Source organism: Larkinella sp. C7 (genome assembly GCF_006149005.1).
Classification (GTDB): Bacteria; Bacteroidota; Bacteroidia; order Cytophagales; family Spirosomataceae; genus Larkinella.
Map to the genome: position 1 here is coordinate 1 of NZ_VBSL01000088.1, position 625 is coordinate 625.

Below are 625 nucleotides of genomic sequence, written 5' to 3' on the forward strand. Positions count from 1 at the left end.
GAACTTAATCATAATGGGATAACTAGTTTTATCTATCAAAAGTATAGTAATACTTATAGCGACAATGGATTAGTTATATATAGAGTACCGATTTCTTCTCCTATCGATACAGATAAATCCTTTAGAAAAATTAAACGATTTATAGAATACTACCTAAAATATTCAGATTCAAATTTAAGAGGAGCTCTAAGAAATTTTATTAGCTTATCGAAGAATCCACAGCTTTACGGGGAAAAATTTTCAAGTTCGTGTGATTATAACTATTATCCCGCTTTATATTTAATGAAGCAGGAATTTGGAAAAATAAAAGACGATATTGCTGATTTCGACTCAGAGGTTTTAGTCCCTTTACACCAAAAATTAGATGACATTTCTCAATCGGCAGATGAATCCAGTAATGAAATTACTCAATTTTTTGAAGATGAAAACTCAAAAATTCAATCACAGGTTGAATTACAAGAGCAGTATTTGAATAATTTTACTGAAAACATGGAAAAATGGGAGGAAGAAAAAGAAAATAAGTTAAGAGAGCTTGAAGAAACATATAAAAACAAATTACAATTAGAAGAGCCTGAAAAACTTTGGAATTTACGTGCTGAAAATTATCGGAAGAAGGCTAAGTTTT

The 625-nt window shown here is 29.4% G+C and carries 1 protein-coding gene; it reads left to right on the top strand.

From position 1 onward, the window contains the following. The coding region (locus FH871_RS34485; RefSeq protein ID WP_212768323.1) for a DUF6161 domain-containing protein at nucleotides 1–625 on the top strand (625 nt) is incomplete at both ends.